Below are 26,372 nucleotides of genomic sequence, written 5' to 3'. Positions count from 1 at the left end.
TTGTTGTATAGGGTCCCTATTTCTCTAGTAGCTTTCCCTGTCTGTTTCTCTGTGCTGTTCAGGTATTTCAGAGAATAAGCTAATATGTTGGTTTACAGTGATTAATTGTATAAAAATGGAAGGTGTGTCAATGTGTTGGCAATTACAGCAGCGCTCAAACAAGAGCGCTGCTTTTTTAATAAAGTATTAGGATTTAGATTCAATAAAGTCTAATTTATAGAAATGAGCTTCACTCATGCCGTTTTTAAATTGGTTATATACCCCTGCTTTAAAGTAAGACAATAAGTGGCGCCAATAGTCTATATCATGCTCAACCTGAGTTTTTCCATCGACAGAAATTTTTAGCATTTTGTTGCCAACTGTAATATCAAATGCTGTCGTTTTATCGAGGGGAGCTTTACCTAAATCGTATTGCGTGTAGGCAGCATCGGATTTACAAAATGGTTTGTCTTTATTTTTAGCCCCGAACGAGCCTTTGCAAATCACGGCATTGTTTTTGACGATGGCCCAATAGTGCCCTTTAACTCCCTTAGCATCTTTTTTCCACACGACTCTAAGTAAAGGGTGAGGTACATTATGCGTCCCTTCGTTATCTAACCCTTTGTTGTGGACTTGCAGGAAGGTAATTTCATCCTGTTTACCATCAGAATCCTTCATTGATGCCAAAGGATCGATGATCTGGACTTCCGAGCTTAAGGTATAAAATTGGTTAGGGAGATCCGTTCGAAAGTTTTTGTGTACCCGAATTTCATTGCGCAGATGATCATTTTTCATCTTAAAGACCAGAGCTTCACTTTGTTTATCCACAAAGAAATATGGATTCACTATTCCTGTAAAGTCACCATCGAGTGCGAAATATTCTTTGTTGCTCTTTTTGCCTTTAGCATCAGAAATTTGAAGCTCGGATGCTTTTAAGACCGATTGATATTGAGGGTAATCTACTGGGTGCCCTAACTTATCGTTTAGATCAGTAAAGGTTACATTAGCTGAGGCAATGGAAGACATTGCGATTAAGGTTGAAAGGGTCAAATATTTAAATTTCATACAACACACCTATTTGTAATACAAGATTATAAATAATAGGCGTGCTGATTGCTTTAAATCTACAGGTAAGTGTTTTGGGATTGAGGTTTTGTGACTTTGGTTGAGAAGTTTTTGTCAATCACACGTTGTAATGTGAAAGAGCCCGAAAGAGATATCGAGCTCAAGAAAGGAAAGTAAGAACGTTAGACTTTAAATCGGCTCATCAAGGAGTTTACAATAGCGTTAAACTCCTTAATATCTTGGGATTCATTGACTTGATTCTGACTCAGTTCATTTAGTTGTATAACAATATTTTCGATTTCATGGAGATTTTTTGTGATGCTTTGAATTAAGGTGTTTTGCTCCACTGACGATGTTGAAATGTCATCATTAAAGCGACTGACTGTAGCCATTTTCTCGTTAAGTTTGCTTAACATCTTCACTGCTAACACTAATTGTGTGCGAGTTTTGTCGCAGTTAGATTTGGTTTGATCTATGGAGTCAACCAGTCCTACTGATTTTCCTCTCAGGCTCGCGAGTGCCTTATCAATTTCAGAGGTGCTTTCTTGAGTTCTAGTCGCTAGCGCTCGTACTTCATCTGCTACAACAGCAAAGCCTCTGCCATGCTCACCAGCGCGCGCAGCTTCAATTGATGCATTTAGCGCAAGTAAGTTTGTTTGCTCGGCGATTCCACCAATCACAGTAACAATAGATTGAATGGCTTGGGTTTCACTATCCATGGACATAATGTCTTGTGATGTGCTGTCAATTTGATGCTCTAGTTCAGAAATGTAGGTTTCCGTCACTTCGTTTATTTGTTTAGTTTCATCACTAAACGAAGCCGCATCGCGTGCAGCAGAAGCCGTCGCATGAGAATTTTTTTCGACTTCAATTGAAGCTCGCGAAAGCTGATCAATGGTGGACACCACCTGGACGGTTTCATTGGTGTGTATTTGCAAAACGTTGTGAGTATCACGGCAACTCGCTTCGATGCTCAGTACCTTATTATTGAGCTCAGCATTCTTTTGTTTTACTTCGTTTATCATCTCTTGAAGACCACTAATAAAGATATTGATGTCTCTAGCGATTTTTCCCAAATCGTCATTCGAGTTTTCTTTTAGGCGTTGGGCTAAATCACCGTCACCACGTGAAAGATCGTTGATTACTTTTTTCAATGAAAGGATTGGTCGGTATAAATTATTGAGGATGAAAATCATCAATATGATAGACGCAATAATGGTGGCAAATATCACAGTTCGAGCGTGAGACATGACGTTATCCAATTTGGATAAAGCATGTTTGGGATCCATGATGGATACCATGTGCCACTTTTTCTGTGCGCCAATATTCACGACTTTTGCCATCAATAGTACGTTTTCTCCATTTAACGTCCCCTGAATAAATTGTTCTGGCTGTTGAGTCGCTTTGTCTGCATTGATGTTGGCATTCAGATCAGACATGGCGGTTTGGGCTTTAATATCCTCGAGCGTCGATGCGATAATCATTCCTCGATCATCAACTAAAATCCCTTTGGCGAGATAAATTTGTTCGAGTTCCAGCAGTTGGTTTTCCAGCTCATCAAACCGAATGTCCGCCATAATAACCTTGTTAGGGTACGCAAACATCGCGCCCATCATCGGGGTATTGGTGCTTTTGGTGAAAAAAATATCACTAAAAGATAGGCCCATTTGTTGTTTGGCTTGTTGATACCAAGGTCGGGTGGTTGGGTTGTACTTTTCTGGAATACCAATGCCATTTGGAAAAGATTCTGATGGGCGAGAGGTATACGTTCTCCCGTCATCAAAACCGATCACGACTTTATCAATACCGCCAAGAGTGGCTGCATAATGCATCAATACCTGATGTTCAGTGCTAAATTGACCGGAGGATATTTCTGTCGCAACGGCGTTTACAGTATCTATGGTACGCTGCACATGGCTTTCGATTTCTTGCGCTTCGATGGTGAGTGAATGCTTAATTTCACTAAATACATTCTGTTCGACTTGTTCTTTAGCCAATTCCAAAGAAAACCAGTTCGAGCCAACCATCGACAGTGAGCTGACGATGGTGACTAATAAAATGAGTTTGCTTTTGAACCCGAGATGGAAAGTCCGTTTATTCTTGTTCATCATTTTTTCACGCTGCAAGTTGATGGGAACATGGTTACTTGAATATAAAATTTCTACTTATAAATGCTCAGTACTCAACGCACTGAAGCTCACATCAAACTGCTCACCTTGATAAGCGGAGCTTGGTTTGAATTGTGGGTAAATGCCTGCTTTGAAGTAGAAAGCAATATCCGGTGATGCCCAGCGCTGTGAAAGGGTATAAGTACGTCCGTTGGTGGTGTTCGAATACGCTTCTCCCCACTGTAGAGAGTGCGATACCATATTGTTGCCATCGTGATCATAGGTAGCTAAGAATAAACCGTCTTGTTCTGCTCTAATGGTGTATTGCCAATCCTCATGGACGGAGTAGGTACCAAGGTTGAGACTAAACGAATTGCAGCTAGTGCAACTTTGGTTGTTTAACGCATAGTCGTCGTTGATGATGGCTCGGACGGGTTTATCGTCGCCTTCCCATTGTAACTTGACTAAAGCTTGGCTAATTTTCCAGCCATGAATTTGCCCTAATATGACTTTCGGTCGCTGTAGGCTAAAGTCGATATTTGGGTAGTCATTAATTTTCAACTTAGCTCGAAGGGTATGAGAGGTTGCGTGGGTACGAGTGTCGTTGAGGTACCAACTGGTGTCTTCATCGCTGGTGCTACAATCTGATGTTTCATTGCTGATATATAGCTCACGCAATTCAGAACGGATGTAGCTGGAATTAGCGGTTGAGGTGCCGTAGCCCATATCCGCACGAAAATGCATATTGCCATCTATCACATTGAAATAGGAGAGTTTTTCCGTACTGTCATAGACATCACTGCCGTTAGATAAAATGTCCTTGCTTGATTCGCAACGCTCAGGCTCTAACTCGGCAGCGCTGTCTCCGCCCGTTCCATACCAGTTATTTTTGCTGCTTGGAATGGTTAGCTTCCAATCGTCGATATTCCACGCGAGTGCGTCAGTATGTTCAGCTTTGGAGAGCGCTAATTGCTTAAACTGGACTTTGGCTTCCCCGTTTTCAAATTGGTTGTACACACCGGCTTTAAAGTAGCTTAAAAGATGCTGCCAATAGGAGACGTCTACGTTGACCTTTTGTTCATCATCGACTTTGATCGCCAGGGTGTTTTCTGCAATTTTGATTTCGAATCGAGTGAAGTTGTTGAGATCGGCTGCACCCAAATCATAACGCTCATAGGAGGTGGCGTAACATGCTGCGGAGTCCGTTGCTTGGCTACAATCTAACGCATTGTTTTTGATGACCGCCCAATAATGTCCAGTGATGCTGTTTCGCTCTTGCTCCCAAACAACACGCAGCAAAGGGTGGGGAATGGAGTTAGTACCGGATGTATCCGTTCCTTTGTTATGAACTTGTAGAAACGTGACTTCATCATGGTCTGCAGGTGAGCTAGCCATTGCGAGGTCGATTTCTGGCAAACGCACTTCTGCGGTCAGAGTCCGGTTTATACCCGCCTCAGAGATGTCGAAATTTTCCAGTTCACGAACTTCAGATCGCATTTTGTAATTCGACATTTTGAAAACGAGGTAATTAGTCTCACTGTCTACATAAAAATAGTCGCTTTTGTAGCCAAAAAATGCGCCATTTTTCACGTCACTGGTCTTATTCCCCTCAACACCGCGAGGGTCAGAGACTTGTAAATCTGAATTGTCTAATATGTTTTGAAATTTAGATATTGAGTATGGCGCTACCATGTAATTATCATTATCAGGGGTCGTTATCTCTGAGTTTGTTGAAGGTGACGAAGAACCGCTGCCGCCACATCCGATTAAGCTGATCCCTAATAGACTGAGTAGAGTAAGTTCAGTTAGTTTCATATTATTGTTATCACTTAAGCTATTGTTTTATTTGTTCGAATAGATTGGATTAAGACAGCATCTTTAATTACGTCGTCTTATTTGTAATACAATATCACTATAAGCTTTAAGCGCATCATTTGAGTGCTTTTTCGTCATTAAAATGTTAGGTAGGTCTCAGTCAGTGAGGGGGAGAGTGTCGGTGTGATGCTCAAAGAAAAAGGGTAAGCCCAATCAGAATTATGCTTACCCGAGTGGTTAGGGTGGTTATTTAGATTTACCCGTACATAGGGTAAATCATCAGCTTGGTTGAACCGTTCGTTAAGATTCCTGTTTTAACTTTGCCTTGTTTTTCATCTTAATGGTTGAAAATACAGAGAATACGGCGAGGGCCATAAAGGCTAATGCAATTGGTCGTTCATACAAAAATGACCACGAATTATCGTACATTAGTAGCGCTTTTCGTAGGTTTGTCTCCGCCATCGGTCCTAGTATGATTGCCAGCAAAATAGGTGATGATGGAATGTCCATCTTGCCTAAAACAAATCCCAGAAAACCAAACACTATAGCAATGCCGACATCAAACATCGAGTTGTTGATCGCATAAGCGCCAACGACTGACAGGAAGATGATGATAGGGATCATCAATATTTTAGGAACTTCAATGATGCGGCAAAAGAAGCGAATACCAATTAATCCGACGATGAGCATCACGATGTTGGCTACCAGCATAGAGCTAAACACACCGTAAACCACATCAGGGTTTTGTGCAAACAACAGTGGCCCCGGAGTCAGGCCCTGAACGATCAACGCGCCGAGTAGAACGGCAGCAACCGCATCCCCAGGTACACCAAGCGTAAGCAATGGTACTAAAGAACCACCGGTAACTCCGTTGTTACCTGCTTCTGCTGCAGCTAAGCCTTTTACAGAGCCTTGACCGAATTCACTTGGGTTTTTAGACGCGCGCTTTGCTTCGTTGTAACAAACAAACGCTGAAATATCAGCACCCGCACCGGGAACCGAACCGATAGATGTACCAAGAACACCACTTTTAATCGCAGTCGGCATCATCTCTTTCAAATCTTTCTTACTGAGTAGCTTGTGGTCGAATTTAGGAATTTCTGCACGCTTTTCAGTCAGTAGCTTTTCTATTTGGTTAATGGCTTCGGATAAAGCAAATAAACCAATTAACACCGGAATCACATTGACGCCACTGTAAAGATCCATCATGCCAAAGGTGAAGCGCGGTACACTACTAATCGGATCAAGGCCAACAGTTGAAACAAGCAAACCAATGGTACCCGCGAGCAAGCCTTTAAGAATATTTTGCGCTGACACACTGGCAATAATAGTTAAGCCAAAGAGAGCCAAAGCAAAGTATTCTGGCGCGTTAAAGCGCAGCGCAAAGTTTGCAAGCAATGGAGCAATGGCGATCAGAACAATAGTACTGATTAACCCACCGACAAATGATGCGACGGCAGAGATACTTAAGGCTCTTGCCGCTTGACCTTTTGCGGCGAGCGTATGCCCATCTAATACGGTTGCGGCAGAAGCTGGCGTACCGGGTGTCTTTAGAAGTATTGCAGCAATCGAACCACCATAAATACCGCCAATATACACGCCGATCAGCATGACTAACGCGGGGGTTGAATCCATTCCAAATGTAAATGGCAACAATATTGCGACACCCATTGTTGCTGTTAATCCAGGTAATGCCCCAAGGACGATGCCACCCACGACACCAAAGACAAGTACTGGCAGTACCGCAGGGCTAAAGGCGGTCAAAAGGCCATTCATGAGATGCTCTAACATAACGCCCCCTTAATAAAACAGACCATCTGGTAGTGCGATGTAAAACACTTCGCCAAATAGATAGTAAATGGAAAAAACAAACACCCAAGCAACGACGTAGTAAAGCGGTTTCTTTATTTTGAAAAACACCAAGTAAATCGTAAAGGCAATCAGACTGGCATACAGATAGCCGATAATGCTGATCAACACGGCGTAGCAACAAAGAAATATCAAGCCAAATAATGCCATTTTAGACAAAATAGGCTGGCCATTGGATTCGATTTTTTTCAGTTTGTATTGAACAAGCAATGCAATACATATGATGATCTGCATTATCACAATAACCGTAGGGAAAAATTGAGCATTGACGCTCGCGTCTTGAAATCTTGGCTGCTCAAATTGAGAAATTACTGCCAGAATTATCGCGCTAAGCACAATAATAAGAGAAGGGAAGATCACGCTGCGATTGATCATAACGACACCTCGATACAACAAAAATGGGAGTACCACAATTCAGTACTCCCAATAGTGCTTAAATTAATTGATTAGCGTGCTAAGCGATTTAGTGTCTTCCTCGACAAATTTCGTGAATTCTTCTGCGTTCATGTTATGGATAGTCATTGCACCTTTTTCCATAAACTGTTTGAACTCGTCAGATTCCATAGCTTGGTCAAACGCCTTGCCGAGTGTTTCGATAACCTCATCTGGTGTGTTTTTCGGTGCACCAATACCGCGCCATGTACCAGTGACGACATCTACGCCTTGCTCTTTCAGGGTTGGAACGTCAGGAATGTAAGAAATACGTTCTTCAGACATTACACCGAGTGCTTTGAGTTGCCCGGAACGTAATTGAGAAATGGCTTCCCCAGGCGTAACCATAGTGACATCGGTATGATTACCCAGTACTGATGGAATTGCTTCAGAGGCACCGTTGTAAGGAATAGCATTGAGTTTAATCTTTTGGTCTTTTTCTAACGCCATTAGGTAGAAGTTTGGCGCCGCAGTGGAGGCGAATTTCACGATGCCATCGCCTTTTTTCGCTTCTGCAATCAAATCATTGATGGTGTTATAAGGGCTGTCTTTATGAACCAATACCACAGCAGGATCTAAGTTGACCAAGCGGATGAGTTTGAAATCAGATGCGTCGTGTTGCATTAGGCCCATTTGAGGCAAAGACGCGATTTCACGTGTTACCACCGTCAGTGTGTAACCATCAGGACGTTGTTGTGCGCCAAAACTCATGCCTACCGCACCTGCACCACCCGTACGGTTCATCACCGCAATGTTTTGGCCCAGAATGTCCTTTGCTGAATTCGCTAACGTTCGACCGACGGCATCTGTACCGCCGCCAGCACCAAAAGGAACAACGAGACGAATATTTTTACTAGGGTAGTCTGCAGCGACTGAAGTTGCAGAAGCCAGAATACCTGCTGAGAAAAGTAAAGACTTAAGAAGTTTATTCATGGTATCGACCTTTTGTTTCCGTTAGTTTCTATGAGATTGTGTAGGGTTATTGATTTTATTGTTTTGATATTCACTCATGCAGAGTTGCTCGAAGGCAACGGCAATCCATCCTGAAACCAGCATGTCATACCATTGTTCTACGCCACTACATGCGACAACGATATCGCCGTGTACAAAGGAACCAAAGAACAGCAAATCTCCTTCACGAAGTGACGAAGTTTGTTGTGTTTGGTTGTGAATATTTGGTCGTGAGTTTCGCCAAGCTTGTTGGGCTTTGTTTCTGGCAAACTCATCAAATGGGATGGTCCAATCTTGTGGTGAACCTAAAGAAGTTTGGTACAGAATGGCACTATCAAAAGAAGATTCCCAAGGTTTAACCCGAGGATCCATAATGACAATGTGCAATTCCTTACGGTTAGTTCGCTCAAACAACTTTTCGATGGAAGGAAGCACTAGGTCAACAGCGTCCTTCGCAATTTCGATATGGCTTTTCATCGATATTTTCCTTCGTTCTTACCTGAACTTACAATACAAATAATATTGTATGATTTATCTATGTAAAACTGGATTGCGAAGTTCTGATGTGTAGATCACTATCGTTGAAGTCGAACAGTGCGGGAAGTCTAATTTATGTGGTTAAAATGCCCAGATCATGCGGGGTAGATCAAAGTTTTGGAGTGACAGAAGTAGCGTTAATAAATGATATTGAATGATAGATGTACCGAATTGTACATTTACTGTATTTTGAGCAAAAAGACTTAAATAAAAAGCCGGACTTCATGTCCGGCTTTGGTCTTAGTTCCCGATTTTTTACATTAATTAGTCCGCAAGTGCGAGCTAGCTAATTTGTGCGAATGCGCCTTCCCAAGTATAAGTCACACCGCCGAACTCTACGCTGTGCGTCGTGTTCTGTTTATCTTCATCTAAGTTACAAATTGCGAAGTGGTACGTGTTGCCTGTGGTGGTATGCAGGCGAACCACGGTTGCTACGTCGTTGCTTCCAACTACGTTTACAGATTCCACTAGGCCACGAGCGCCGACGGATGCTTCAATCGATTCGTTAAAGTAGCCGTGTGTTTCTAGTACAGACGCAATCACATGATTTTGTCCGGATTGGCGAATAATTAGTGCAGGCTCGCTTTTCAAGTTGAAATCATGATCGTTCGCACCAGTACGAGTGAAGAAGACTTCTCCGCCATTGGTCGCGCTGGTAATCAAGGAGTAGTAGCTGTTATCGTGTAGCCAGCTTACTAATGAACTGCCTTCGACTTTTCCTGAACCCAGGTTCCACAAGTGTTGATAGCCGTTATCTGCACCCATAGGACGCAGTGTGCTTTCAACTTGATAGTCGAAGTCTGTACGCATGATTTGACCAGAGTAGTGTACAGGGAGATCGTACTGGTGCTCTTGATCGGCTTTGATGTGGTAAACATCAATGATCAATGGCTTTTCGAACTCAGGCAGATCAGCCAAAATAATGCTGCGTTGCATATCAACATTGTCGTAGTAACCCGAAATACGGCCACTCATGCCTTGCAATTTCTCGTTGTCTACGTTGAAGAAGTGCTTCGCACCAAACTTGCTTTCTGCACGGGCAGTGTTGAATTCGTTTTGTGTTTTTTGGTCAACTGTGACCGTGTTGTGTGCAACGGTTTGTTTACAATAAGATTTGTTTTCAGGAATGTAGCGGCCACCAAATTTAGGCTCAACGTTAACCCAGCGACCATAGCCGTAATCGTGCAGCACCTCATGGCCACGGTTAAATACGCTTAGATGTAAGCCGTCATAATGACCGTGATCCAACGCTGAGTGGTACTGGTGATCACTGCCGTGCTGACCAAACCAAATCAATGCCATGGTATCTGCGGTTGCGCTATTGCCGTCTTGCTCGTCGCGATGGCGAAGAATGCTCACGCCGCCTTTTTCACCTTTTGGACCGTCGGTAACAAACAGACTGCCCCAGTTGAATGGCTTGATATTATCGGTTGCTGCAACCGCATCAGACAAAGTCTTACCTGATATATGCACCCACACATTTTGCTGGTGGTCTGCCATGCCGAGTAGTGTTTCAGATTGCTCGTAACGATGGAAACAGACCGATGTTGCCATGATCACGCCTTCATCATTGATTGAGATCGTCTTTGATGAATCGTTCAGAGCTGGCAAAGTGCCGTCTGGGAATGCAGTTTTAAATACTGCATAAGACGTGGTTTTGATCACCGAATCGTTAAATTGGTAAATTTTTAGTTCTGGCTGACGACGTTCAATTGCTTCTGCGAACAGGTAAATTGGACGCAATGAGAAGCGGTGATAATACGGACCTTCCATGTAGTAGCCATCTGGCGAGAACAGTTGATCTAATTGGGCTAGGAAGCCACCGCTGACTTTGTCCAGTTTCAAGCCGTAAAGGGCTTTATCTACCGATTCCTGATCGTTAATCGCATAACCACAAATGCCGACTGCCGCTACCGCCCACAACCCGTGGTTGTGAACGATGTCGAAGTCGTGACCGTAAGTGACCACAAACAAGTCAATCATCTGTTTGAACAGATCGTTTTCGATCAGTGATTTCTGCTCTTCTGCTAACGTGTGGTAAATACAGCTGTACGCACATGACGCATACAGCATCCACATGTTTTCGTTAAGAGTCTGGTGGAAGATCTTACCCGGAGGGTTAGTGTCGCGGCTGGTGTTGCTTTCTAGCGTTGGGTAGATCTTAGCGTATGCAGTCAGCATGTCCACGATGTAGTCACGGTATTTTTGTTCACCTGTAATCAGGAACAAGCGACCCGCTAAGTCAATGTGGATGTAGTTTTGCTTGTGGCGGTTATGCTCGTAACCACCACCTTCACCGTGCCCCGGAACCTCAATGCCGACTTCTGCCATGTAAGCGTCTGTCTGTGCGATATCACGAGCTAAGGCTTTCCCTAACAAGCTATCTGTGCCTAGAGTTTTGCTGAGCTCTGCCGCTTCTTCAAAGTTTAATAACAGCGGTTGGTAAGACTTGGTTTGAGTGCTCATTAGTGTTTCTCCTGCTCGAATGTATTTGTTTCTACTGCGGTCACTTCAAGCGCGTAGAAGCCATTCCAGCTGTATGTTTTACCGTTAATTTCAACTTGGTGCGGGGTTTGCTCGTCTGCACCTAATACATTGCTGATCATTACTGTGACCAATGAGTTTGCTGTTGTGATTTCTACAATGCTGCCTACGGTGTTGTAGCCGACGACATGAATGTCTTTCACTTGGCCGCGTGCGTTGACAGATTGCTCAAATTCTTCGTTAAAGTAACCATGTGTTTCTAGCACAGATGCGAACAGGGTTGACTCCCCTTGGCTGCGCAGGATGAATGCTGGTTCACTACGTAAGTTAAAGCTAGGGTCATTTGCTCCAGTGCGAGTGAAAATAACTTCATTGTCGTTGCTGGATTGAGCATTGCTGCTTGTGCCTAACCAAGTGTAGTAAGTGTTGCCTTGTAGCCAACTAACCAGTGCGGCGTCTTGTACTTTTCCGCTCGCAACTTTCCAAAGATGTTGGTAACCGAAATGCTCACCAAGCGTACTCAACTCTGCAAAACTTTGGTATTCGAAGTTGGTTCGTACGATCTGACCATCATATTGATGTGAGTAATCGTATTGGTGTTCACCTTCCCCTTGAACGCGATAAAGATCAAGCAGCAATGGCGCTTCTAACTCTTCAAGGTTGAGAAGAAATACGCTGCGTTGCATATCTGTATTTGGGTAATGATCGTTAGCAAAGGCGCTCATACCATTCATTTCTGAGCCTTCGACTTTGAAGAAATGTGGCAAGCCGTGTACTGCATCGGCACGTTCCACATCAAAGCCGTTTTGGCATTGCTCATCAATAGTGATTGCATTGTGAGCGATAGTCTGACGCGCGTATGATTTGTTCTCGTCAAGGTAACGACCACCAAATTTTGGCTCTACGTTTACCCAACGGCAGAAGCCATATTCTCGCAATACTTCTTGTCCACGGTTAAAGAAACTAATCCCGAGTGTATCGAAGTTACCGTGTCCCATACCGTGTTGGCCGTAGTTCATCACGAGTTGAGAAACATCGCCCGTCTTATCTTGCATGCGGATAAAGCCTTGCGCGCCGTTATTGCCTTCAGGGCCTTCGTTAAGTTCGACACTTGGCCAGAAAGGTAGACCGATTTCGCGTTCTGCGCTTGCTTTCTCATAAGCTTGTGATAGTTCAAGGCCACATGGGTGCATCCATACCGCGTTTTGGATCTTCGCCATGCCTAAAATATTGTCGTTCAAACCATAGTGCTGGCTATAAATGCTTACGGCAACTTGCACACCTATATCGGTGATACCCATAGTGCGTGAAGCATCGTTGAGTGCTGGAAACTCGCCGTTAGGGTAGGCGGTAGCTAGCAGTGCTTGTATCGTATTACCGATCACTTTGTGTTTGTAATTAAAGATATCCACTTCTGGCATATGGCGGTTAATCACTTCTGCAAATACACACAGAGGACGAATTGCGTATCGATGATAGTACGGGCCTTCCATGTAATAACCCGACGGAGCGAACAGTTGCGAAATCTGTGCTAGGAAGCCGCCAGTGTTATTTCTATCGATGCCATAAACAGACATTTCTAGATATTCGCGTTTACCAATCGCCAAACCACAAATACCAACGGCAGCAACTGCCCAAATACCATGATTGTGAATGCGATCGAAATCGTGTGCGTATTTCACGGTAAACATGTCGAGCATAGGCTCAAAGATGCGCTCAACAACTGTGCTACGTTCTTGTTCGGTCATAGTCGACGCCACATAAGAGTATGCGAGACTGGTAAACAATAACCAGCAATGTTCATTAAGGATTTGATGGAAAAGACGACCAGTTGGGTTGGTGTTTTTCTGAATATGGAAATCGAACGTCAGGTACTTTTCTGCATAGAGCGAGAGAAGATCTTTCACAAATTGAGCGTACTTTTCGTCTTGCGTGATTAAGAATAAGCGACCAGCTAGATTCATGTAGGTATAATTTTGCTTGTGGCGGTTATGCTCGTAGCCGCCAGCCTCTCCATGGCCAGGAACATCTAATGGCAAACGCATAAAAGCATCGACCTGCCTACGATTTGCTTCGATTGTTTTACCCATTAGGCTCGGTTTGCCGACTTCCTTTCTAAGTTGTTCGACTTCTTTTTCAGTCAACAAAATCGGTTGTGTAGTCATTTCTTTACCACCATCAAATGAAGTGAGTTAGCTATTTTAACTGGCTAATAAAGTAATACAATATTAGGTTTGTTGGTAGTGGGTGGGTTGAAAAGGTAGATAGATATCACGCGATTTTATTTATATTTTTGTTTTTAAAGGAATAAATATGCTTCATCTAATGTTAATTCAATTTTTTAATTGAATTTTTAAGTAACTTTCTTTCGTTTATATATGATTAACATCACATAAATTTGGCAATATTGTATGACAAATTGTCATGCTGAGGTATGCTAGTTATCAATTTAGCAGCCCGGTAGCTTCACTCTGAAGACTTGTTTTTTTTAAAGCGACACTAATGAGTGATAAGGGTTGGCGTTAATAAAGACTGTTAGGAGCATGACAATGAATTCTTTCTTTGTATTAGATGAGCACCCGTGGGAAGAGCTAGGCGGTGGTATCAAACGTAAAATTGTAGCGTACACGGATGATTTGATGGCGGTCCACTTATGTTTCGATAAAGGTGCCATTGGTGCGCCTCATACTCACGAAATCCATGACCAAATTGGTTATGTTGTTCGTGGTAGCTTTGAAGCTGAAATTGAAGGTGAGAAAAAAATCCTTAAAGAAGGAGACGCGTACTTTGCACGTAAACATATGATGCATGGTGCGGTTGCTTTAGAACAAGACAGCATTCTTCTGGATATCTTCAACCCTGCGCGTGAAGACTTCCTTAAATAACAAGGTAAGCAAATGAAAAACTTGAATATCGCGGTTATTGGCGAATGTATGGTTGAATTGCAAAACAAGGATGGCCAGATTCAACAAACATTTGGCGGCGACACACTAAATACCGCTCTTTATCTAGCTCGCTTAACGAAAAATTATCCCGTCAAGACTAGCTATGTGACGGCATTAGGTAATGACCCTTTTAGTAAGCAAATGCTGTCAGCTTGGCAAGAGGAAGGCATTGACACAAGTCTTGTACTAAAAGTTGATGAAAAACAACCGGGTATTTACTACATCGAAACCGATGATACTGGTGAGCGTTACTTCCATTACTGGCGTAATGATGCTGCCGCTAAGTTTTTGTTTGAACAGAACGAATCTCCGGCTTTGGTTGATAGTTTATTTTCGTATGATGCAGTCTACCTAAGCGGTATTACGTTAGCGATTTTAACTGATGAAGGTAAAACTCAGCTGTTTGACTTCCTAACGCGCTTTAAAGCTCAAGGTGGTCAGGTCATTTTCGATAATAACTATCGTCCTAAATTGTGGCATAACCAATTATCTGCGATGTCCTGGTACCTTAAGGTTCTTCAGTTTACGGATATCGCCCTATTAACTTTTGAAGATGAACAATCGCTGTTTGGTGATCGGGATCTTGAACAGTGTATCGAAAGGACATCGGCAGCCGGAGTAAAAGAAATCATAATCAAACGAGGCAGTAAAGACTGCCTAGTGATTGCTGACGGTGAAGCGAAGTATGTTGCTCCGGATAAAGTAGATAATGTTGTTGATACTACGGCAGCAGGCGATTCATTCAGTGCGGGCTTTCTGGCGAAGCGACTTACTGGTGGCAGTGCGGTTGATGCAGCGTATTCAGGCCATTGTATGGCTGGTACGGTAATTCAGCATAAAGGTGCGATTATTCCACAAGAAGTTATGCCAACACTTCATTTCTAATTTAGTTGCGGCCAGATGAGTGAAACCTTATGGCCGTAGTCACTTATTAAACTCTGTTAACTACGAGTACATTATTATGACGACCTTAAACGAACAACTAGCGAATTTAAAAGTAATTCCTGTTATTGCAATCAACAAAGCAGAAGATGCGATTCCTTTGGGTCGTACTCTAGTTGAGAACGGAATGCCTTGTGCAGAAATCACGTTCCGTACAGATTGTGCTGCTGAAGCCATCCGTGCTATGCGTGACGAATTTCCGCAAATGCTAATCGGCGCTGGGACTATTCTCACCAATGAGCAGGTAGACCAAGCGGTTGAAGCAGGTGTGGATTTTATCGTCAGCCCTGGTTTTAACCCTCGTACCGTTCAGTACTGTATCGATAAAAATGTTGCGATTGTACCGGGAGTGAATAACCCAAGCCTAGTTGAACAGGCCATGGAAATGGGACTTCGCACATTGAAATTCTTCCCAGCTGAACCCTCAGGCGGCGTAGGCATGCTTAAAGCGTTGACTGCTGTTTATCCTGTTAAGTTTATGCCGACTGGTGGCGTAAGTTTGGGTAACGTTGATGAGTATTTGTCGATTCCTTCAGTGTTAGCATGTGGTGGTACTTGGATGGTACCAACGAAACTGATCGATGAAGGTAAATGGGATGAGCTCGGTACACTGGTTCGTGATGCCGTGGCGCACGTAGCATAATCATCTCACCTTTCGGCGAATATGAGCTAAGAGAAAAAGAAAACGAGCATATCAAAATGTTGGTTTCAGGGAACTAGCACCTTAGGTGTTAGTTCCTAGCAATAATAAAAATAATCGAGAGAGGGTTGATATAAATGCAAAATTCAAGACAACCGGAACCCGTTTCTTCGATATTAAAAGTTTTTAATATCTTAAATTTATTGAGTGAGCAAAAAGAAATTGGTCTAGCTGAATTGTCACAGCGTTTGATGATGTCTAAAGCAACCACTTATCGATTTCTTCAAACCTTAAAAACACTCGGTTATGTTGGTCAAGATGGCGAGTGGGACAAATATTATCTTACATTACGCTTATTTGAGCTTGGATCTAAGTCACTTGAGTATAAGGATCTTGTCTCTATTGCTGATAAAGAAATGCGTGCGATTTCAGAACAAACCCACGAAGCGTTACATTTAGGTGTACTGGATGAAAACGCAATTATTTATATTCATAAGATAGACTCAGACTTCAACCTGCGTATGCAATCTCGCATTGGGCGCAAAAACCCACTGTATAGTACAGGTATTGGTAAGGTCCTGCTGTCTGGTCGTGATGAAATGATTATTCGTGAAGTTCTTAAAGACGTTAAATTTGTTAAGCACACTGAAAAAACGCTGGAAAATGTTGAACAACTCTTTGCCGAACTCGAGCGTGTTCGTGAACAGCACTACGCAGAAGATAACGAAGAACAAGAACCTGGTTTACGGTGTATTGCCGCACCGGTGTACGATCGTTTAGGCAGCATTGTTGCAGGATTATCGCTCTCTCTGCCAACCATTCGTTTTGATGAAAAACGTAAGTCGTATTATGTTGGCCTATTGCAGACTGCAGGTAAGAATATTTCAAAAGAGCTTGGATATCACAATTATCCGATATAAGAAGTAACTCAGCATCAATAATGAACCGTGAAATCATTTTCTGGCACTTAAGTGATTGGCACAGTTATGAAAGCGAGCTTTAGAGCTCGCTTTTTAGATCTTGAAAAGGGGCGTGATTTTTGTTTTTTGAAGAAATTGCCAACATTTATTTGTATTACAATAAATCAAAGCTTTCAAATAAGTTAAACGGAACGATACAGTCTTAGTATAGTAATTTAAAGGGATTTCTATTATTTTAAAATTTTGACAACCTTTGTTTTAGATCACAATTAAAGCATATTGTAGTACAAATAGGTGTGCGAGTGGAGTACATTAGCCGCCAGAAACAAATAAACTTTTAAGGCTGAAAAAATGACTATTGATACGCTTGTTGTTCTTGCCTACTTCTTCTTTTTAGTAGCTATTGGTTGGATGTTCCGTAAATTCACAACATCAACCAGTGACTACTTCCGTGGGGGTGGCAAAATGTTGTGGTGGATGGTTGGTGCAACCGCCTTCATGACGCAGTTTTCAGCATGGACGTTTACAGGTGCCGCAGGACGCGCATTCAACGACGGTTTTGTTGTTGTAATCCTATTCCTAGCCAATGCGTTTGGCTACTTCATGAACTATATCTACTTCGCACCTAAGTTCCGTCAACTTCGCGTTGTTACGGCAATAGAAGCTATTCGTCAGCGCTTTGGTAAGACATCTGAGCAATTCTTTACATGGGCGGGCATGCCAGACAGCTTGATTTCCGCAGGTATTTGGCTGAACGGTCTCGCTATCTTTGTTGCGGCAGTATTCAACATCCCAATGGAAGCGACAATTGTTGTGACTGGCCTGGTGCTAATGCTAATGGCAGTAACTGGTGGTTCTTGGGCGGTTGTTGCATCTGACTTTATGCAAATGCTGGTTATCATGGCGGTAACTATTACCTGTGCTGTTGCGGCTTACTTTCACGGTGGTGGTATCACGAATATTGTGGATAATTTCCAAGGCGACTTCATGCTGGGCAATAACCTGAACTACGTGAGCGTGTTTATCCTTTGGATCGTCTTTATCTTCGTTAAGCAATTTGGCGTGATGAACAACAGCATTAACGCATACCGCTACTTATGTGCAAAAGACAGTGAAAACGCGCGTAAAGCAGCGGGTCTCGCATGTGTGTTGATGATCGTTGGGCCGATCATCTGGTTCTTACCACCTTGGTATGTAGCAGCATTTATGCCAGATTTCGCTGAACAATACGGTTCGGTTGGTGGTGATGCCGCGTATCTTGCTTTCGTACAAAACGTGATGCCAGCGGGTATGGTGGGTTTGTTGATGTCGGCAATGTTTGCGGCGACTATGTCTTCGATGGACTCGGGACTAAACCGTAACGCAGGTATCTTCGTGATGAACTTCTACAGTCCAATACTGCGACCGCATGCGTCTCAAAAAGAGCTAGTGATCATCAGTAAAGTCACCACAATAATGATGGGCATTATTATCATTGGTATTGGTCTGTTTATTAACTCCTTACGCCATCTAAGTCTATTTGATATCGTATTGAACGTTGGTGCCTTGATTGGATTCCCTATGCTGATTCCAGTACTACTTGGTATGTGGGTTCGTAAAACGCCAGACTGGGCGGGTTGGGTTACTCTAATCGTTGGTGGTTTCGTTTCTTACGTCTTTGGTATCTCTATACAAGCTGAGGATGTTGAGCATCTATTTGGCTTAGAACAAACACTGACAGGCCGTGAATGGGCAGACTTGAAAGTCGGCTTGAGTTTGGCTGCACACGTTGTGTTTACAGCTGGCTTCTTCCTAGCAACCACTTTAGTTTACAAAGGTCGTTCGCCAGAGCGTGAAGCGGAAGTGGAGAAGCTATTTGAGAACTGGAACACACCGGTTGTGGCAGACAGTGAAGAACAGCAACACTTAGATACAAAACAGCGCGGCATGCTTGGTAAGCTTATCAGCGTAGCGGGCTTCGGTATTCTTGCAATGGCGCTGATTCCAAACGAACCAACGGGTCGACTACTGTTTATCTTGTGCGGTGCGATCGTTCTCTCGGTCGGTGTACTGCTGGTCAACGCAGCACGAAACCCAAAGAGTGCAAAGTTAGCAGATACCAATAACTAGTACTGCTATACGCTCAATTTGAGTCAATAAAAATCCCACAATGTATTTTTCATTGTGGGATTTTGTGTTTGAGTACTGAAGGTGTCGTAATAGCCAGAAATACGATGGATGTTTGAATATTAAGTACTGGTTATGTGCTATGGGTTTTTTGGACTGTATTCTGTTGGAAATGGACTGCCACCGATCTCCTAGACAAATTTCGGCTATTCGCATAGAGTCAATTTTGGCAGAGCATTTAGGGAGTTAGACAATGAAACGTCAGCCACTAAACGTACTTGATGAACTCATGAAGCAAGAAAAGTTGAAGTTAGCACAGCAACGAACCGCTGAGATGTTGTTAGAGTTAAACCCCGCCAAAATACGTCGTAGCGTGTAAATGTCTTAAGCCCCAGTTGCTATAGCATTGGGCATATAGCAGTCGACGGTTGCGAGTTTGGAAAAGAATGGAAAAGACATTAAGCTGCTTTTACCTAAATGGTGCGTAGAAGCTCTTGGAGGGCAATTACGTATTGATATAGAGATGCCTGACGGTCACCATTTTGGTATGAAAATATAAAGTGTGCATAAACATAAAAAAGCCTGACTCCGTACTCTGGAAACAGGCTTTTTTAATTTGTTAACGACTTAACGCTTAATTAAGCTTTAAGAGCAGTGAAGTAGTCGAAGATCACTGGTACGTCGTTTTGGCCAAGGCCTTGATCAACCGCTGCTTGTAGGCTCTTAGATGTACCTTCAGCAATAAGAGATTGAGTACCTAGCTCTTCACATAAAGCAAGGAAGTAGCCTAAGTCTTTGTTTGCATTTGAAACAGAGAAGCCAAGTTTTTCTTCGCCATCTACTGCGTAGAACTTACAGAACTGCATAAATGGAGAGTTAGATGGGCCTGCTGACATGATGTCGAATAGTTGTTGGCCGTCAACGCCTGCACGTTTAGCAACAGCGAACGCCTGAGACATAGTTGCAACAGTTGTCATACCCATGAAGTTGTTCACAAGCTTGGTTACGTGGCCTGAACCTAGTGCGCCTAGGTGGAATACGTTTTCACCTTGCTCGTCCAGTACAGGCTTCACTTTGTTGAACGTTTCGATGTCGCCAGCTGCCATGATGTTAAGTAGACCATCTTTAGCGTGAGCAGGAGTGCGGCCAAGAGGCGCATCGATCATGCCTGCGCCTTTTGCTGAAAGGTCAGCGCCGATTTTCTTCGTAGAAGCAGGAATTGATGTACCGAAGTCGATTAATGTTTTTCCTTCAGACATGCCCGCCAGGATACCAGTGTCACCGTAAACAACTTTTTCAACAACCTCTGAAGTTGTTAGGCAAAGCATCACGATGTCACTTTTTTCAGCTAGCTCTTTACCAGAAGCCGCTTCAGAAGCGTTACCACGAGCCAAAACTGCGGCAACTGCATCTTTATTAAGATCCATTACGTTAACTTCGTAACCACGGTTTTGTAGGTTTTCAACCATATTTCCGCCCATCAAGCCTAAGCCGATGAAACCAATGACAGGTTTAGTCATTTTGAACTCCAAATATCTTATTGTATGATTTTATAGTCCCAATAATAATCACTATTAGGAATTTTGCAATGGGAATTTACGACCATTCGGGCTTAGGCCACAGTTTTTCTTCAAACTGAGAGTTAGGTTAGAGTAGCTCTATTGTAGATCAGATAGTTACATGCATAAATGATACAACATTAACCGTAAATTATTTTAGTGGCTGGTGAATCGACTTGCTTAATTTGTGTTTAATGTCTCTTTGTGAATCCTTAAAATAGTAATACAATAAGGTTTTTTGAATAATGGCTGGTCACTTATGTATATTGGAAATTTAACTCAACTGGATTTCACCTTCTCTCTTTCGCCAAAGTTAAGAGAAATCATTCTTGATGTGAAAGAGCGGATTCGATTCCCTCTGCCAATCGGTAAATATGTCATTACCGAAGATGACGTCTTCTTTATGGTTGTGGATGACAGTACTCAATTATTAGAGTCCCGTCGTTCAGAAATTCACCGTGATTACATAGATGTTCAAATTTTGCTAGAGGGCGAAGAGGTGTTTGGATACAGCACCCAACAGTTTGAGGGTGTAGAAGAAGATCTGCTTGATGATAAAGATGTTGCGTTCAGCGAGAAGGTTATCAATGAACAATTTGTCAAAGTATCCTCAAATGAGTTTGTGGTCTTTTACCCGGGTCAGCCGCACAGGCCGTTAGTTGCAGTAGATGCAAAGCCTGCGAGCGTCAAAAAAGTGATTGTTAAAATTCACAAAGATTTTCTGTAGGCATACTTCGTCAGAGTTTAATGAAAGCCCTCATGTTTAGGGCTTTTTAAATCTGTAGTTAACACATAAATCTTACTCTGGATGGTTAGCCAGAAACTCTTCCAGTTTTTTAATCATCTCTGTTGAGCCAACAAAGAAGGGTACACGTTGATGTAGCTCAGTTGGCTTAAGATCCATTATGCGATTAGCACCATCCGAAGCCTGTCCTCCGGCTTGTTCCATCAAGAATGCTATGGGGTTACATTCATATAGAAGGCGCAATTTTCCTTTTGGATGGGTAAGCGTTCCCGGGTAGAGGTAGATACCACCTTTTAGTAGATTGCGGTGAAAATCGGATACCAGTGAACCGAGGTATCTAGAGGTATAAGGTCGTCCTTCTTGGGGCACGATATCCTGACAGTATTTAATGTATTTTTTTACACCGAGGGGGAAGCGGGTGTAATAGCCTTCATTTACCGAATAACAATGACCATTTTTCGGGGTTTTGATGTTTTCATGGGAAAGGTAGAACGTGCCTAGTGAGGGCTCATAGGTGAAACCGTTGACGCCATTTCCTGTTGTGTAAACTAGCATCGTTGACGAACCATAGATCACATATCCGGCTGCCACCTGTTTGTGACCTGGCTGCAGAAAGTCCTCTTGTGTTGGAAGTGAACCTGTCGCTGATAAACGACGGTAGATAGAAAAAACAGTCCCGACCGAAACATTAACGTCTATATTGGATGAGCCATCAAGGGGATCAATGAGAACGACATATTTGGCATTTGTATTCAGCTGATTACTGAAAATGACCGCTTCATCTTCTTCCTCACTGGCAACACCGCATACCTGTCCTCGTACTTCTAATGCTGTTTTAAATCGCTCATTGGCATAAACATCGAGTTTTTGTTGGGCTTCGCCTTGAACATTATCGCTACCAATCGCACCGGTAATATCACCTAAACCAGCTTTGTTAATCTCTCGGTTTACGATTTTAGCCGCGAGGCTGATAGAAGAGAGCAATGACGACAACTCGCCATTCGCAGCGGGAAAATCTGCTTGTTTCTCAACGATGAATTCTCCTAAAGGACGCATTGCGGACATGGTGTTTCCTTAATCATTTAATAAAGAAGAGCTTATAAGTTGTGTTGTTGTACTGCTTATTGGGGAAGATTTTCTAGAGTACAAGCTGACGGCATGAATGTTGGTGCCATAAATTAAAGCCGCAGCTAAGTTGCCGCGGCTTTGAAGATTTTGAACCTTAGTGAGGTTAGATACCTAAAGCCTGACCGCCACCAATTTGCAGTGTTTCTGCAGTAATGAATGATGCATCTTTACTTACCAGGAAAGAGATAGCAGAAGCCACTTCCTCTGGTTGACCCAAACGACCAAGCATGATGCTGTCTGCCCAAGAAGCGAATACTTCAGGCTTAGTTGCTTTGATTTGCGCATGGAATGGTGTATCGATAGTGCCCGGAGATACGGCATTAACACGAATACCAGCCGGAGCTAACTCTTTAGCTAAAGCGCGAGTTAACGTATGAACAGCCGCTTTTGAAGTGCCGTAAATACCAGCGCCTGGACCACCTGCATTCCAAGCGGCGTTTGAAGTGAAGTTGATGATTGACGCGTTATCAGACTTTTTCAGGAACGGAATCGCTGCACGTGATACGAAGAAAGCACTATCAAGATTTAACGCCATAACTTTGCGGAAAAATTCTGTTTCCATACCTTCAATTGGGCTGCGGCCGCCAAGACCACCTGCGTTATTAACGATAACGTCAATTTTGCCGTACTTTTCACCGATAGCATTGATGTTTTCATTGACAGCATGTTCATCAGTCACGTCAAAACCATAGTATTCAGCTTTAATCCCTGCATTATAAAGTTGAGCGACACACTCGGTACCTTTTGCATCTTCGATACCGTTAAGAATGACGATGTACCCATCTTGACCAAGACGTTTCGCAACTTGGAAACCGATGCCGCCTGTACCACCGGAGATAAATGCAATTTTAGTAGACATAATGGTGTTCTCTCATGTTTGTTGAATTGATAAGGAGTCTTCTTACTCTTTATTTAGGGTATTATTGTAATACAAATTAATTTAATAAATAGAAAATCGCCTGTAATGAGATACAAGTCACGTACTTTCTTTTTGTACTGACGAATATCAGTGGTAATGCCATAGATGCCTTCTTCGGTCTGCTTAGTGTGTATCTAATCAGGGCACAGGCATGCTGGGCTGATGACTACTATGACGCTATAAATACAGTCTAGGTCAAATTGAAGTAGGTATTGAATGAACGGTATACCGGATGGGAGAGTTGTTTAGCTATAAGATTCATGTCACGGAAATGACAAAAAAAGGTCATTTGAGATTTTAAAGGTTTATTTGTACTACAATAAGATCTATATTCTGGGCATTCCTCTACTATTTACACAAAGAGAGTTCAAATGAGCAACCAAAAGTCTCTTGACGCTATTAGAAAAATAAAGCTGGAGAATGATACATCAGCTGGAAACCTTGTTGACTTATTGCCTATCGAAGTACAAAAACGCGAATTCGATCTGTCATTTCTAGACACCTTGAGTGAAGCTCGTCCACGCCTTCTAGTCCAAGCGGAACAGCTTGAAGAATTTAAAGCGAAAGTACAGGCTGATGCGTCTCACTGTATGTTCGACGATTTCTATAATAATTCCACGGTTAAATTTCTTGACACTGAACCGTATGAAGAGCCAAAGCCTTACCCAGAAGAGACAGTCGGAAAAGCTTCTCTATGGCGTCCTTACTGGCGTCAAATGTATGTTGATTGCCAGATGGCGCTTAACGCGACTCGTAACTTGGCTATTGCCGGAATCGTTAAAGAAGATGAAGCGCTGATTGCGAAAGCCAAAGCATGGACTCTGAAGCTGTCGACTTACGATCCTGAAGGCGTCACGTCTCGTGGTTACAATGACGAAGCGGCATTCCGTGTTATTGCTGCTATGGCATGGGGTTACGATTGGCTACATGCTTACTTTACCGATGAAGAGCGCCAGCAAGTTCAAAATGCACTAGTCACTCGTCTGGACGAAATCATGCACCACCTGAAAGTGACGGTTGATCTACTGAACAACCCACTGAACAGTCACGGTGTTCGTTCTATTTCTTCTGCTATCATCCCAACGTGTATTGCACTTTACCACGATCACCCGAAAGCGGGCGAATACATCGCATACGCCTTAGAATATTACGCTGTTCATTACCCACCATGGGGCGGAGAAGATGGCGGTTGGGCAGAAGGCCCTGACTACTGGAATACACAAACAGCTTTCCTGGGTGAAGCTTTTGACCTCTTAAAAGCTTACTGCGGCGTAGACATGTTCAACAAAACTTTCTACGAGAACACCGGTGATTTCCCACTCTACTGCATGCCTGTTCACTCTAGGCGCGCAAGCTTCTGTGATCAGTCATCCATCGGTGATTTCCCAGGTCTGAAGTTGGCTTACAACATCAAGCATTACGCAGGTGTTAACCAGAAGCCGGAGTATGTTTGGTACTACAATCAACTTAAAGGTCGCGATACTGAAGCACACACTAAATTTTACAACTTTGGCTGGTGGGATTTTGGCTACGACGATCTACGCTTTAACATTCTTTGGGATGCCCCAGAGGAGCATGCGCCGTCAAACGATCCGTTGTTAAAAGTATTCCCAATCACAGGTTGGGCTGCATTCCACAACAAGATGACTGAGCGTGATAACCACATCCACATGGTGTTCAAGTGCTCTCCGTTTGGTTCTATCAGTCACTCACACGGTGATCAAAACGCATTTACGTTACATGCCTTCGGTGAAACGTTAGCGGCGATCACCGGCTATTACGGCGGCTTCGGTGTAGATATGCATACGAAGTGGCGTCGCCAAACGTTCTCTAAAAACTTACCTCTATTTGGTGGTAAAGGTCAGTACGGCGAGAACAAAAATACAGGCTACGAAAAACACCAAGACCGTTTCTGTATCGAAGCGGGTGGTAATATCACGGACTACGATACTGAATCTGATGTCAAGATGGTTGAAGGTGATGCAACAGCATCTTACAAGCACTTCGTTCCTGAAATCGAATCTTACAAGCGTAAGATCTGGTTTGTTCAAGGTAAAGTCTTTGTAATGCAAGACAAGGCGACGCTTTCTGAAGAGAAAGACATGACGTGGTTGATGCATACAACGTTTACAAACGAAGTGGCGGATAAGTCGTTTACTATTCGAGGAGAAAAAGCGCATCTAGATGTGAACTTTATCAACGAGTCTGCTGATAGCATTGTCTCTGTGAAGAACGTTGAAGGCTTCGGCGATGTTGACCCGTATGAATACAAAGACTTAGAAATCCACCGTCATGTTGAAGTGCAATTTAAGCCGTCTAAAGAGCACAACATCCTAACTCTTCTTGTTCCTAACAAGAACGAGGGTGAGCAAGTTGAAGTTTTTTATAAGCTGGAAGGTAACGTCTTGCTTCTGACAGTGGATGGTGAAGCCGTAGAAATTAATTTGTCATAATTGACTGTTTCTTCAAAATAATTAACCCAGCTTCGGCTGGGTTTTTTTATTTATTCTGTCTTGAATAGAGCAAGTTGTGTATTAAAGCGAAGACTGAGGGGCTTTCAGAACTTCTAAAGCTAAGTCTACGGTCTGCCTCAGATTATCACTTCCTAATCGACCTGCGCTTACAGGACCTAGTATGTTGTTGTACAGAGCAAGTTGCTTTTCAAAAGGGAGTTTTAGTTGTTCATAGAGTGTTTGTCGAATTCGTGCATGCTGTTCAGGAGCGTTTTCGATAAGGTTTTGTAATGTAGAATAAATTATATCGCGAGTTTGTTCCATGGTTGTCTTGAGTGTAGTTAGTTGGGGGTATGCTAATTATACTCAAAGAATAATATCTTAATGGGACTTAAATCATACAATATTACATTATTTGAATTATTGTGGATTCTGTTTACTAGAAAGTGGATAGCTAAGTTCAATAAGTGAAGTTCTTCAAAATCTCTGCTTGATGAAGTGAAGCTGAACTGCTAACTAACCACTGGTCGAGTAGAAACCTCTACTGCAAGTGTTTCATAAAGTCTTTTACGACGGGGCTTTAGCTCAATTAACGCCAATGCATTTCTTCTATGCTTCGCCCTCAATTGAACGCAACTGAGTATGCACCGTTTTGCTCGAGATTGGAGAGTTTGTGTTTATAGAAACCATTCCCCTCATTGTCTTTGTAGGTGACCTCCTACCCCTTCAAAGATGGCTTAGTGAGTGTAGGCTTCTCCACGATATAAACAATCAT

At 42.9% G+C, this 26,372-nt stretch carries 21 protein-coding genes; 8 read left to right on the top strand and 13 right to left on the bottom strand.

What is annotated here, in order from left to right; all coding sequences use genetic code 11:
• Nucleotides 1-186: 186 nt before the first annotated feature.
• From DBX26_RS18785 to DBX26_RS18745, 9 genes are all read right to left on the bottom strand, one after another.
• Entirely contained in the window at nucleotides 187-1,044 is an 858-nt protein-coding gene (locus DBX26_RS18785) for a polysaccharide lyase family 7 protein (protein WP_118120560.1), read from the bottom strand.
• Nucleotides 1,045-1,226: 182 nt separating this feature from the next.
• Nucleotides 1,227-3,152 carry a methyl-accepting chemotaxis protein gene (locus DBX26_RS18780; protein WP_118121233.1) on the bottom strand — a complete coding sequence of 642 codons (1,926 nt, stop codon included), beginning with the start codon at nucleotides 3,150-3,152 and terminating at the stop codon, nucleotides 1,227-1,229.
• A gap of 57 nt (nucleotides 3,153-3,209) precedes the next feature.
• Nucleotides 3,210-4,967: a polysaccharide lyase family 7 protein gene (locus DBX26_RS18775; RefSeq protein ID WP_118120558.1), complete on the bottom strand. Its 1,758-nt coding sequence runs from the start codon at nucleotides 4,965-4,967 to the stop codon at nucleotides 3,210-3,212.
• 300 nt (nucleotides 4,968-5,267) lie between these two features.
• A complete protein-coding gene (locus DBX26_RS18770; protein WP_118120556.1) occupies nucleotides 5,268-6,758 on the bottom strand; it encodes a tripartite tricarboxylate transporter permease in 1,491 nt (496 codons plus the stop codon).
• Nucleotides 6,759-6,767: 9 nt separating this feature from the next.
• On the bottom strand, nucleotides 6,768-7,211 hold the full coding sequence (locus DBX26_RS18765) for a tripartite tricarboxylate transporter TctB family protein (protein WP_118120554.1): 444 nt from the start codon (nucleotides 7,209-7,211) through the stop codon (nucleotides 6,768-6,770).
• Nucleotides 7,212-7,274: 63 nt separating this feature from the next.
• Entirely contained in the window at nucleotides 7,275-8,201 is a 927-nt protein-coding gene (locus tag DBX26_RS18760) for a tripartite tricarboxylate transporter substrate binding protein (protein WP_118120552.1), read from the bottom strand.
• Nucleotides 8,202-8,222: 21 nt separating this feature from the next.
• The gene (locus tag DBX26_RS18755; protein WP_118120550.1) at nucleotides 8,223-8,696 is read right to left on the bottom strand and encodes a hypothetical protein; all 474 of its coding nucleotides are present in this window, start codon (nucleotides 8,694-8,696) and stop codon (nucleotides 8,223-8,225) included.
• Nucleotides 8,697-9,038: 342 nt separating this feature from the next.
• Nucleotides 9,039-11,222 (bottom strand): heparinase II/III family protein, encoded by a 2,184-nt coding sequence (locus DBX26_RS18750; protein ID WP_118120548.1) that lies wholly within the window; start codon nucleotides 11,220-11,222, stop codon nucleotides 9,039-9,041.
• Nucleotides 11,222-13,405, bottom strand: coding sequence for a heparinase II/III family protein (locus DBX26_RS18745; RefSeq protein ID WP_118120546.1), 2,184 nt, complete (start codon nucleotides 13,403-13,405; stop codon nucleotides 11,222-11,224). Before DBX26_RS18745 ends, DBX26_RS18750 begins: the two co-directional genes overlap by 1 nt.
• A 384-nt stretch (nucleotides 13,406-13,789) precedes the next feature.
• Here DBX26_RS18745 and DBX26_RS18740 point away from each other — a divergent pair, with 384 nt between their 5' ends.
• The 6 genes from DBX26_RS18740 to DBX26_RS25755 all read left to right on the top strand — a co-directional run bounded on the left by DBX26_RS18740 (nucleotide 13,790) and on the right by DBX26_RS25755 (nucleotide 19,172).
• A complete protein-coding gene (locus DBX26_RS18740) occupies nucleotides 13,790-14,125 on the top strand; it encodes a cupin domain-containing protein (protein WP_118120545.1) in 336 nt (111 codons plus the stop codon).
• Nucleotides 14,126-14,137: 12 nt separating this feature from the next.
• A complete protein-coding gene (locus DBX26_RS18735; RefSeq protein ID WP_118120543.1) occupies nucleotides 14,138-15,070 on the top strand; it encodes a sugar kinase in 933 nt (310 codons plus the stop codon).
• A gap of 76 nt (nucleotides 15,071-15,146) precedes the next feature.
• Complete coding sequence (locus tag DBX26_RS18730) at nucleotides 15,147-15,770, top strand: bifunctional 4-hydroxy-2-oxoglutarate aldolase/2-dehydro-3-deoxy-phosphogluconate aldolase (RefSeq protein ID WP_118120540.1); 624 nt, start codon at nucleotides 15,147-15,149, stop codon at nucleotides 15,768-15,770.
• A gap of 134 nt (nucleotides 15,771-15,904) precedes the next feature.
• Nucleotides 15,905-16,687 (top strand): DNA-binding transcriptional regulator KdgR, encoded by a 783-nt coding sequence (gene kdgR / locus DBX26_RS18725; RefSeq protein ID WP_118120538.1) that lies wholly within the window; start codon nucleotides 15,905-15,907, stop codon nucleotides 16,685-16,687.
• 351 nt (nucleotides 16,688-17,038) lie between these two features.
• Complete coding sequence (locus DBX26_RS18720; RefSeq protein WP_118120536.1) at nucleotides 17,039-18,796, top strand: transporter; 1,758 nt, start codon at nucleotides 17,039-17,041, stop codon at nucleotides 18,794-18,796.
• Nucleotides 18,797-19,046: 250 nt separating this feature from the next.
• Nucleotides 19,047-19,172: a hypothetical protein gene (locus DBX26_RS25755; protein WP_301951789.1), complete on the top strand. Its 126-nt coding sequence runs from the start codon at nucleotides 19,047-19,049 to the stop codon at nucleotides 19,170-19,172.
• Nucleotides 19,173-19,431: 259 nt separating this feature from the next.
• Here the strand turns inward: DBX26_RS25755 and DBX26_RS18715 are convergent, their stop codons facing one another.
• Complete coding sequence (locus tag DBX26_RS18715) at nucleotides 19,432-20,313, bottom strand: NAD(P)-dependent oxidoreductase (protein ID WP_118120534.1); 882 nt, start codon at nucleotides 20,311-20,313, stop codon at nucleotides 19,432-19,434.
• A gap of 298 nt (nucleotides 20,314-20,611) precedes the next feature.
• Between DBX26_RS18715 and DBX26_RS18710 the strand changes: the two genes are divergently transcribed.
• Nucleotides 20,612-21,079 carry a YhcH/YjgK/YiaL family protein gene (locus tag DBX26_RS18710; RefSeq protein WP_118120532.1) on the top strand — a complete coding sequence of 156 codons (468 nt, stop codon included), beginning with the start codon at nucleotides 20,612-20,614 and terminating at the stop codon, nucleotides 21,077-21,079.
• A 72-nt stretch (nucleotides 21,080-21,151) separates the two neighbouring features.
• Here the strand turns inward: DBX26_RS18710 and fbp are convergent, their stop codons facing one another.
• Together fbp and DBX26_RS18700 are read right to left on the bottom strand one after the other, a co-directional pair.
• Nucleotides 21,152-22,162 (bottom strand): class 1 fructose-bisphosphatase, encoded by a 1,011-nt coding sequence (gene fbp / locus DBX26_RS18705; protein ID WP_118120530.1) that lies wholly within the window; start codon nucleotides 22,160-22,162, stop codon nucleotides 21,152-21,154.
• 166 nt (nucleotides 22,163-22,328) lie between these two features.
• Nucleotides 22,329-23,084: an SDR family NAD(P)-dependent oxidoreductase gene (locus DBX26_RS18700; protein WP_118120528.1), complete on the bottom strand. Its 756-nt coding sequence runs from the start codon at nucleotides 23,082-23,084 to the stop codon at nucleotides 22,329-22,331.
• Nucleotides 23,085-23,515: 431 nt separating this feature from the next.
• On the opposite strand from DBX26_RS18700, the gene DBX26_RS18695 reads away from it, so the two are divergent.
• Complete coding sequence (locus DBX26_RS18695) at nucleotides 23,516-25,597, top strand: DUF4962 domain-containing protein (RefSeq protein WP_118120527.1); 2,082 nt, start codon at nucleotides 23,516-23,518, stop codon at nucleotides 25,595-25,597.
• Between the two features lie 81 nt (nucleotides 25,598-25,678).
• Here the strand turns inward: DBX26_RS18695 and DBX26_RS18690 are convergent, their stop codons facing one another.
• Nucleotides 25,679-25,921, bottom strand: a complete 243-nt coding sequence (locus DBX26_RS18690) for a PAS factor family protein (protein ID WP_118120521.1) — start codon at nucleotides 25,919-25,921, stop codon at nucleotides 25,679-25,681.
• Nucleotides 25,922-26,372 lie beyond the last annotated feature (451 nt).

Source organism: Vibrio sp. dhg, assembly GCF_003443775.1.
Lineage (GTDB): Bacteria > Pseudomonadota > Gammaproteobacteria > Enterobacterales > Vibrionaceae > Vibrio > Vibrio natriegens.
Note: the sequence above shows the minus strand (reverse complement) of the source record. Positions and strands in the feature narration are given on the sequence as shown.

Excerpts from the sequence above, each read along its gene's own strand:
- DBX26_RS18785 (WP_118120560.1), bottom strand. The coding sequence starts at position 1,044 with ATGAAATTTAAATATTTGACCCTTTCAACCTTAATCGCAATGTCTTCC.
- DBX26_RS18780 (WP_118121233.1), bottom strand. The coding sequence starts at position 3,152 with ATGAACAAGAATAAACGGACTTTCCATCTCGGGTTCAAAAGCAAACTC.
- DBX26_RS18775 (WP_118120558.1), bottom strand. The coding sequence starts at position 4,967 with ATGAAACTAACTGAACTTACTCTACTCAGTCTATTAGGGATCAGCTTA.
- DBX26_RS18770 (WP_118120556.1), bottom strand. The coding sequence starts at position 6,758 with ATGTTAGAGCATCTCATGAATGGCCTTTTGACCGCCTTTAGCCCTGCG.
- DBX26_RS18765 (WP_118120554.1), bottom strand. The coding sequence starts at position 7,211 with ATGATCAATCGCAGCGTGATCTTCCCTTCTCTTATTATTGTGCTTAGC.
- DBX26_RS18760 (WP_118120552.1), bottom strand. The coding sequence starts at position 8,201 with ATGAATAAACTTCTTAAGTCTTTACTTTTCTCAGCAGGTATTCTGGCT.
- DBX26_RS18755 (WP_118120550.1), bottom strand. The coding sequence starts at position 8,696 with ATGAAAAGCCATATCGAAATTGCGAAGGACGCTGTTGACCTAGTGCTT.
- DBX26_RS18750 (WP_118120548.1), bottom strand. The coding sequence starts at position 11,222 with ATGAGCACTCAAACCAAGTCTTACCAACCGCTGTTATTAAACTTTGAA.
- DBX26_RS18745 (WP_118120546.1), bottom strand. The coding sequence starts at position 13,405 with ATGACTACACAACCGATTTTGTTGACTGAAAAAGAAGTCGAACAACTT.
- DBX26_RS18740 (WP_118120545.1), top strand. The coding sequence starts at position 13,790 with ATGAATTCTTTCTTTGTATTAGATGAGCACCCGTGGGAAGAGCTAGGC.
- DBX26_RS18735 (WP_118120543.1), top strand. The coding sequence starts at position 14,138 with ATGAAAAACTTGAATATCGCGGTTATTGGCGAATGTATGGTTGAATTG.
- DBX26_RS18730 (WP_118120540.1), top strand. The coding sequence starts at position 15,147 with ATGACGACCTTAAACGAACAACTAGCGAATTTAAAAGTAATTCCTGTT.
- kdgR (WP_118120538.1), top strand. The coding sequence starts at position 15,905 with ATGCAAAATTCAAGACAACCGGAACCCGTTTCTTCGATATTAAAAGTT.
- DBX26_RS18720 (WP_118120536.1), top strand. The coding sequence starts at position 17,039 with ATGACTATTGATACGCTTGTTGTTCTTGCCTACTTCTTCTTTTTAGTA.
- DBX26_RS25755 (WP_301951789.1), top strand. The coding sequence starts at position 19,047 with ATGAAACGTCAGCCACTAAACGTACTTGATGAACTCATGAAGCAAGAA.
- DBX26_RS18715 (WP_118120534.1), bottom strand. The coding sequence starts at position 20,313 with ATGACTAAACCTGTCATTGGTTTCATCGGCTTAGGCTTGATGGGCGGA.
- DBX26_RS18710 (WP_118120532.1), top strand. The coding sequence starts at position 20,612 with ATGTATATTGGAAATTTAACTCAACTGGATTTCACCTTCTCTCTTTCG.
- fbp (WP_118120530.1), bottom strand. The coding sequence starts at position 22,162 with ATGTCCGCAATGCGTCCTTTAGGAGAATTCATCGTTGAGAAACAAGCA.
- DBX26_RS18700 (WP_118120528.1), bottom strand. The coding sequence starts at position 23,084 with ATGTCTACTAAAATTGCATTTATCTCCGGTGGTACAGGCGGCATCGGT.
- DBX26_RS18695 (WP_118120527.1), top strand. The coding sequence starts at position 23,516 with ATGAGCAACCAAAAGTCTCTTGACGCTATTAGAAAAATAAAGCTGGAG.
- DBX26_RS18690 (WP_118120521.1), bottom strand. The coding sequence starts at position 25,921 with ATGGAACAAACTCGCGATATAATTTATTCTACATTACAAAACCTTATC.